Here is a 7393-nt window from a genome sequence, read left to right as displayed (position 1 = left end):
CGGCGTCGTCTGGAACCTGCTGACCTGGCTCCTCGGTATCCCGTCGAGTTCGTCACATGCCCTGATCGGCGGCATCGTCGGCGCCACCATCGCCGCCGTCGGTGCGCACGGCGTGATCTGGAAGGGCGTGATCTCCAAGGCGATCATCCCGGCCGTCGTCTCGGCGATCCTGGCCATCGTGGTCGGCGCGGTCGCGACCTGGCTGGTCTACCGGATCACCCGGGGCGTCCCGCAGGCCCGCACCGAGGCGGGCTTCCGGCGCGGTCAGATCGGCTCGGCGTCGCTGGTCTCGCTGGCCCACGGCACCAACGACGCCCAGAAGACGATGGGCATCATCTTCCTGGCGCTGATCTCCTACGGCTCGGTCAGCAAGACGGCGTCGATGCCGCCGCTGTGGGTCATCGTGAGCTGCGCGGTGGCCATGGCGACCGGCACCTACCTCGGTGGCTGGCGCATCATCCGCACCCTGGGCAAGGGCCTGGTCGAGATCCAGTCGCCGCAGGGCATGGCGGCCGAGTCCTCTTCGGCCGCGGTGATTTTGCTCTCCGCCCACTTCGGCTACGCGCTGTCGACCACCCAGGTCTGCACCGGTTCGGTGCTGGGCAGCGGGCTGGGCAAGCCCGGCGGCGAGGTCCGGTGGGGCGTCGCCGCCCGGATGGGCGTCGCCTGGCTGGTGACGCTGCCGCTGGCCGGCCTGGTCGGCGCCCTGACCTACTGGATCGTGCACCTGATCGGCGGCTACCCCGGCGCGATCATCGGCTTCGCGCTGCTGGTCGCCGTCTCGGCCACCATCTACATCCGGTCGCGCAAGGTCAAGGTCGACCACAACAACGTCAACGCCGAATGGCGGGGCGACCTGACCAGCGGGCTCGACTCCGACGAGCAGCACCCGCCGTCGGACGCCGGACCCACGCTCGGCGGCACCGCTCCCCGGCACGACTCCGACGACCCTACGGTTAAGGCGAGCGCTTCATGAGTCACATCAGCGACTGGTTCAACTACCAAGCCAGCTTGAAGATCCTCGTCTTCGCCATGCTGGCGGGCGCCGCCCTGCCGGGGCTGTTCGCCCTCGGGATCCGGCTGCAGTCCGCCGGAGCCGGTGACGTCGACGGCGCCAGCAACGGCAGCGCGACGCAGCGCAACCCGGTGCTGACGGGGGTGGCGTGGGCCATCTACGCGCTGGTGATCGCGGTGATCGCGCTGGCGCTGGCCTACATCGCCCGTGACTTCATCGCACATCACACCGGCTATCCGTTCCTCGGAGCGAAACCCAAGTAGCATCGGTTAATGCCCACCGAGTTACCGAACCGGACACCGGGGGGAGCTGTATCAGCGTGAACGGATTCCTCAACTCCATCGTGTCCTGGCTGCGCGCGGGATACCCCGAAGGCGTTCCGGCGACCGACACCTTCCCGGTGCTCGCGCTGCTGGCCCGCCGGTTGTCCAACGACGAAGCCAAGGCCGTGGCCTGCGAGCTGGTTCGGCGCGGTGAGTTCGACGACGTCGACATCGGCGTGCTGATCACCCAGATCACCGACGAGCTGCCGTCGCCGGATGACGTTGAGCGCGTGCGGGTCCGGCTGGCGGCCCAGGGCTGGCCGTTCGACGAAGCCGACGAGGCCGGGGACCCGGCATAGTCGCACTGCGCGCACTGCACGTCCCGCCGGGCGCGGCAGCCTCGACGCTATTGCCCGCCCTGGAACGGGTGCTCGACGGGCGCGACCCCGCACTTCTCGCGCTGCCCGGGGCCGACGATCGCGAGTCGGCCGCGCTGCGGGCGGGCCTGCGCGTCGGGGAATCCATCGACGACGACGTGGCCGTGGTCGTGGCGACGTCGGGTACCACCGGAGTTCCCAAGGGCGCCTTGCTGACCGCCGCCGCGCTGACGGCCAGCGCCGCGGCCACCCACGACCGCCTCGGCGGCCCGGGCAGCTGGCTGCTCGCCCTGCCGCCACACCACATCGCCGGGGTGCAGGTCTTGGTGCGCAGCGCGCTCGCCGGCGCGGTACCGGTCGAGATGGATGTGTCGGCCGGGTTCGACGTCACCGAATTGCCTGGCGCGATAAGGAGATTGGGCTCGCGGCGGCGGTACACGTCGCTGGTCGCCGCGCAGCTGGCCAAGGCGCTGGGTGATCCGGCGGCCGCGGCCGCGCTCGCCGAGCTGGACGCGGTGCTGCTCGGCGGCGGTCCCGCTCCGCGACCCGTCCTCGACGCCGCGGCCGCGGCGGGCATCACCGTGGTCCGCACCTACGGGATGAGCGAGACCGCCGGCGGGTGCGTGTACGACGGCGTCCCGCTGGACGGGGTGCGGCTGCGCACGGTCGACGGCCGCATCGTCATCGGGGGCGCGACCCTGGCCAAGGGCTACCGCAACCCGGTCGACCCGGATCCGTTCGCCGAGCCGGGCTGGTTTCGCACCGATGACCTCGGCGCCGTCAGCGCTGCGGGCGTGCTGACCGTGCTGGGCCGCGCAGACGACGCGATCAGCACGGGCGGGCTGACCGTGCTGCCGCAGCCGGTCGAGGCGGCACTGTGTGCCCATCCGGCCGTGAGCGACTGCGCGGTGTTCGGCGTGGCCGACGACCGGCTGGGGCAGCGGGTGGTCGCCGCGATCGTGGTGCGAGACGGATCCGCCGCGCCGGGCCTGGACGAGCTGCGCGCGCAGGTGACCCGCACCCTGGACGCCACCGCCGCCCCGCGCGAGTTGCACGTCGTTGCCGCGCTGCCACGCCGCGGCATCGGCAAGGTCGACCGTGCGGCGTTGGTGCGCCGGTTCGCCGCGCCGAGCGATCAATAGGCTGTTCGTCCGTGAGGATCGCTCGACGGGAGGCAGCGCGCGAAGCGGTAGCGGTCACGGTCGGGGTGGTCCTGGTGGCGGCGGCGTTCGTGTTGCCGCGGCTGAACCTCGGGGTGCGGCCCCGCCTGGATGTCGGCGCCGAGAAGTTCGCCACCCACGCCGGATCCGCGCCGATCTTCGGCGACTGGCTGATCCACGCCGGCTGGGGAACCGCGCCGGCCATCGCCATCGCGATCGCCGTCGTGGCCTGGGGACCCATTGTGGCGCAACGCCTTTCGTGGCGGACGCTGACATTGGGCAGCTGGGCCACCGCGTGCGGCTGGGCGTTCGCGTTGGCGATGATCGACGGCTGGCAGCGCGGCTTCGCCGGGCGACTGACCACCCGGGACGAATACCTGTCACAGGTGCCGGGCATCACCGACATTCCCGCCACACTGCGCACGTTCGCCAGCCGGATCGTGGACTACCAGCCGAACTCGTGGACCACCCACGTGTCGGGGCATCCGCCCGGCGCGCTGCTGACGTTCGTCTGGCTGGACCGGCTCGGCCTGCACGGCGGCGCCTGGGCCGGGCTGCTGTGCCTGCTGGCCGGCTCGAGCGCGGCGGCCGCGGTGGTGATCGCCGTGCGCGCGCTGGCCGACGAGCCCACCGCGCGGCGCGCCGCCCCGTTCGTCGCCCTGACGCCGGCGGCCATCTGGGTGGCCGTCTCCGCCGACGGATACTTCGCCGGGGTGGCGGCGTGGGGTATCGCGCTGCTGGCCGTGGCGGTGCACCGCCCGATCCGCTACCCCGCGCTGACGGCCGCGGGCGCGGGCCTGCTGTTGGGCTGGGGCGTGTTCTGCAACTACGGCCTGATGCTGATGGGGCTGCCGGCATTGGCGGTGCTGGCCTCGGCCCACCAGCCGGGTGGCCGCTGGGCGCACTGGCGCGCGGTCCTGCGGGCCTCGGGCCCGGCGGCGCTGGCCGCGATCGCGGTGGCGGTGGCGTTCGCCGTCGCGGGGTTCTTCTGGTTCGACGGCTATACGCTGGTGCAGCAACGCTATTGGCAGGGCATCGCCAAGGACCGGCCGTTCCAATATTGGAGCTGGGCCAACCTGGCGTGCGTGGTGTGCGCGATCGGGCTGGGCGGTGTCGCCGGAATCAGCCGGGTGTTCGACCGGGCCGCGATCCGCCGCCGCTGTGGCTTTCAGCTGCTGCTGCTGGGTGTGCTGGCCGCCGTCGTCCTGGCCGACCTGAGCATGCTCAGCAAGGCCGAGGTGGAACGCATCTGGCTGCCGTTCACCGTCTGGCTGCCCGCGTCGGCCGCCCTGCTGCCGGTGCGATCACACCGGATCTGGTTGGCGCTCAACGCGATCGGAGCGCTGGCGCTCAACACGATCATCCTGACGCACTGGTAGCCCGCTAGAGGCCGGCCGCGCGGGTGACGCGCGCGAACCGGCTGCCGGGTGCGCAGGCCTCGCGCACCACCGCGACGTCGTCGACGACGTCCACGTCGGCCAGCGTCGGCACCGTCACCACGTCGATGCCGTTGTCGCGCAACGCCTTCAACGTCAGCTCACCGGTGTCGGGCACCGACATCTGCACCGTGCGCAGGCACTGCGCCATCGCCGGCTCCCCCACCCCCAGCACCCACCAGCCGCCGTCGCGGGCCGGCCCGAGCACGGCCGGCGCCTCGAGCAGCCGGCGCGCGCAGCCGCCCAGCAGATCGGCGCTCACCTGGGGGGTGTCCATCCCGATCTGCAGCACCGGCAGCCCGTCGGCCGCGTCGGCGTGCGCGTTGGCGAGCCGGGCCGCGAAATCCTCACCGCGCTGCGCGATCACGGTGAACGACGCCAGCCGCTGGCGGATCTCGGCGACGTTCGCGGCGCCGGCCAGGTCCCCGGTCAGCGCCACCACCCGGGCCGCCACCGGCGCGGCGGCCACGGCGTCGAGCGTGTCCAGCAGCGCGGCGGCGGCGATTTCGGCGGCGACCCGATCGCCGACGGTCGCCGCGAGTCGCGTCTTGGCCCGGCCCGGCTCGGGCGCCTTGGCGACCACCAGCAGGGTCACCGGCAGGACGCTCACGAAATCACCTTCCAGAAGTCGAGGATCGCGGTGATGCTGCCCCGCAGCGAACCGCTGACCTTCGACTTGCCGCCCGTGCGTGGGCCGTAGCTGATGTCGAGTTCGACGACGCGCCAGCCGGCGGCCGCCGCGCGCACCAGCAATTCCAGTGGGTAGCCGGATCGCCGGTCGGCGACGCCGAGCTGCAGCAGGGCATCGCGGCGGGCCACCCGCATCGGCGCGATGTCGTGCACGGGCAGGCCGTGGCGAGTGCGCAGTCGCCAGCTCATGACGACCGTGCCCACCCGGGCCACCCACGGCCAGTGCAGTCCGGGCACCGGGCGGCGCCGGCCGGTCACCAGGTCGGCGCCGCGCTGCAGCTCGGCGACCAGCCGGGGCAGCTCGCCGCCGTCCATCGAGCCGTCGGCGTCGATGACCGCCACGATCGGGGTAGTCGCGGCCAGCACGCCCGCGTGCACGGCCGAGCCGTATCCGGCCCGCGGTTCGGCGACGACGTGGGCGCCGTGCCGGCTCGCGACCCCGGCGGTGTCGTCGGTGCTGTTGTTGTCGACCACCAACGCGCGGTAACCGGTGGGGAGGGAGGCCAGCACGGCCGGCAGCGACTCCTCCTCGTTGAGGCAGGGCAGCACCACCGTGACCAGCCCGTCGGCGTCGGGCACGCTCAGAACCCGCGGTGGGGGTGCGGCTCCTGCGGGAACACCGGCTGCGAATGCGTCGGCGGCACGGTCTGCTGGGTGTGGGTCGGGGCCGGCGCCTGGGTGGTCACCTTGGTGCTCGGCGGGGCATACGTCGTCGTCGGTGGCGCGTGCGTGGTGCTCGGCGGCGAATACGTCGTCGTCGGAGGCGAATACGTCGTCGTTGGCGGCTCGTGCGTGGTGGTCGGCGGCGAATAGGTCGTCGTCGGAGGCGAATACGTCGTCGTCGGCGGCTCGTAGGTGGTGGTCGGCGGCGAAAACGTCGTCGTCGGAGGCGAGAAGGTCGTCGTCGGCGGCGTGTAGGGAGGGTTGTACGGCGGGTTGTAGGGCGGGTAATTCGGACCCCACCCCGGAATCGGGATGGGAATCGGAATGGGAACCGGCACAATGGGATTGGGGCGCGGCGCCCAACCGGGATCGGGATTGGGCACGACGCCGGGGTTGACCGGGGCCTCGGGAACCGGACCGGCCGGCACGCCGCCTCCCGACGGCGGCGCGACCTGTTGCGGAATCGGGTTGTTCGGGGCCGGGACGATGCCGCCCTGGAATCCGGCGTTGGGCGCATCGGCCGGGGGTGGCGGCAGCGGCGCCTGCTGCTGACTGGGCAGGATCGGCATGAACTTGCCCGGCGTGCCGTTCTGGACCCCCACCACCGGCTGGCGGCTGGCGGTGGGCTCGACGGCGACCGCGATCGCGGTGGCCAGCGAGGCCAGCCCGACGACCGCGAACGCCACGACGGCGTTGCCGATCACCAACGACCGCCGCGACAGCTTGGCCTCGGCCTCGTCGATGTCGCCGTACTCGTAGTCGTCGAGTTCGGGGTCGTACTCGTCGAATTCGCCCGGGTACTGCTCGCCGTCATCGGCCATCGAATAGGCCAGCTGGTGGTCTTCGGCGTTCGGATCGGCGAACTCCGCTGCCGGCACGACGGCCGTCTCGTCCCCGACGGGCCCGGCCGCGGGCGCCATCGCGGTGGCATCCCCGAACGCCGGGGCCATCGCCGTCTCGTCGCCGGTGAGCCCGACCGCCGGCGCCAGGGCCGTCGCGTCCCCCGCCGCGAGCGCCCCCGCCGCGAGCGCCGGAGCGGCGGCGATGGCCGCGCCGCGGGCCAGCGCAAAGGTGGGGTCCTCGGCGACCTGCACGCGCATGGTCGAGCCGTCGCGAAGCTCGTCGGCGACCCGGTGCAGCTCCGGCGAGGCGCCGAGCAGGTACACGTCTTGCGGGGCGTCCGGGTGGCCGCCGAGGTTCGCCATCATGGTGTGGAAGGCGGCCGTCGCATCGCCGCCGGGAGCGTCGGCCAGCTGCTGGGTGGCCAGCACCGTCGGCGGCGCGTCCGGGTCGCCGTCGCCGGAACCGACCATCGACAGCGTCGCCGTCGCGTCGTCCATCACCAGCGCCGCACCCGGCCGGCCGGCCGCGCGCATCAGGGCGGCCACCGCCTGCGACTCCGAGAGCACCGCCACGTTGTGGACGCCGGAATCCTCCAGCGCCCGCCGCAGCCGGTCGGCGGCCGGGTTGTCCGGCCAGCACACCCGGGTGCCGATCAGCCGGTGGTTCTCGTCGGCCAGCAGCCGGTTCGTGCCGACCACGGTCTCAGTCAGCGTCCCGATCGGGTTGTCAGCGAGGTCGACGACGGATTGATCGATCACCTCCCCCTGCGCGCCCGGCCCGACGAGCGCCAAGCGGGCGACGGGGCCGGTGACCGCGACCCCCAGAACGACGTCCATCCCGCTTCTCCTTCACCCCGGCTACCCCGCAACCAGCATGTCCCGGCATCACTACACTTGCGATACCGTTGATAATTCAGGCGACAAGCTTCGTCTACTAGCGCAGCGTA

At 72.6% G+C, this 7393-nt stretch carries 8 protein-coding genes; 5 read left to right on the top strand and 3 right to left on the bottom strand.

Translation table 11 applies throughout. From position 1 onward, the window contains the following. From A5659_RS00425 to A5659_RS00405, 5 genes are all read left to right on the top strand, one after another. On the top strand, nucleotides 1–976 hold a 976-nt coding region (locus A5659_RS00425; RefSeq protein WP_067023632.1), incomplete at its 5' end, for an inorganic phosphate transporter. Further along, the gene (locus A5659_RS00420) at nucleotides 973–1278 is read left to right on the top strand and encodes a hypothetical protein (RefSeq protein ID WP_066873298.1); all 306 of its coding nucleotides are present in this window, start codon (nucleotides 973–975) and stop codon (nucleotides 1276–1278) included. The genes A5659_RS00425 and A5659_RS00420, both read left to right, overlap by 4 nt. A 56-nt stretch (nucleotides 1279–1334) precedes the next feature. Next, nucleotides 1335–1637, top strand: a complete 303-nt coding sequence (locus tag A5659_RS00415; RefSeq protein WP_066873301.1) for a DUF3349 domain-containing protein — start codon at nucleotides 1335–1337, stop codon at nucleotides 1635–1637. A 68-nt stretch (nucleotides 1638–1705) separates the two neighbouring features. Beyond that, entirely contained in the window at nucleotides 1706–2797 is a 1092-nt protein-coding gene (gene menE, locus A5659_RS00410) for an o-succinylbenzoate--CoA ligase (protein WP_066873304.1), read from the top strand. Nucleotides 2798–2808: 11 nt separating this feature from the next. Further along, on the top strand, nucleotides 2809–4194 hold the full coding sequence (locus A5659_RS00405) for a hypothetical protein (protein WP_067178781.1): 1386 nt from the start codon (nucleotides 2809–2811) through the stop codon (nucleotides 4192–4194). A 4-nt stretch (nucleotides 4195–4198) separates the two neighbouring features. On the opposite strand, the gene A5659_RS00400 is transcribed toward A5659_RS00405, so the two are convergent. The 3 genes from A5659_RS00400 to A5659_RS00390 are packed head-to-tail and all read right to left on the bottom strand — an operon-like array spanning nucleotide 4199 to nucleotide 7283. After that, a complete protein-coding gene (locus tag A5659_RS00400) occupies nucleotides 4199–4861 on the bottom strand; it encodes a DUF2064 domain-containing protein (RefSeq protein WP_067178779.1) in 663 nt (220 codons plus the stop codon). Further along, on the bottom strand, nucleotides 4858–5520 hold the full coding sequence (locus tag A5659_RS00395; RefSeq protein ID WP_067023621.1) for a glycosyltransferase family 2 protein: 663 nt from the start codon (nucleotides 5518–5520) through the stop codon (nucleotides 4858–4860). Before A5659_RS00395 ends, A5659_RS00400 begins: the two co-directional genes overlap by 4 nt. A gap of 2 nt (nucleotides 5521–5522) precedes the next feature. Then, on the bottom strand, nucleotides 5523–7283 hold the full coding sequence (locus A5659_RS00390; RefSeq protein WP_067023618.1) for a hypothetical protein: 1761 nt from the start codon (nucleotides 7281–7283) through the stop codon (nucleotides 5523–5525). Between the last annotated feature and the right edge of the window lie 110 nt (nucleotides 7284–7393).

Origin of the sequence: Mycobacterium sp. 1165196.3, from assembly GCF_001673415.1 — a bacterium.
Lineage (GTDB): Bacteria > Actinomycetota > Actinomycetes > Mycobacteriales > Mycobacteriaceae > Mycobacterium > Mycobacterium europaeum_A.
This window is presented reverse-complemented; position numbering and strand designations above follow the sequence as displayed.

Bases quoted from the DNA above. Each gene is read 5' to 3' on its own strand.
- A5659_RS00390 (WP_067023618.1), bottom strand. From the start codon at position 7,283: ATGGACGTCGTTCTGGGGGTCGCGGTCACCGGCCCCGTCGCCCGCTTG.
- A5659_RS00420 (WP_066873298.1), top strand. From the start codon at position 973: ATGAGTCACATCAGCGACTGGTTCAACTACCAAGCCAGCTTGAAGATC.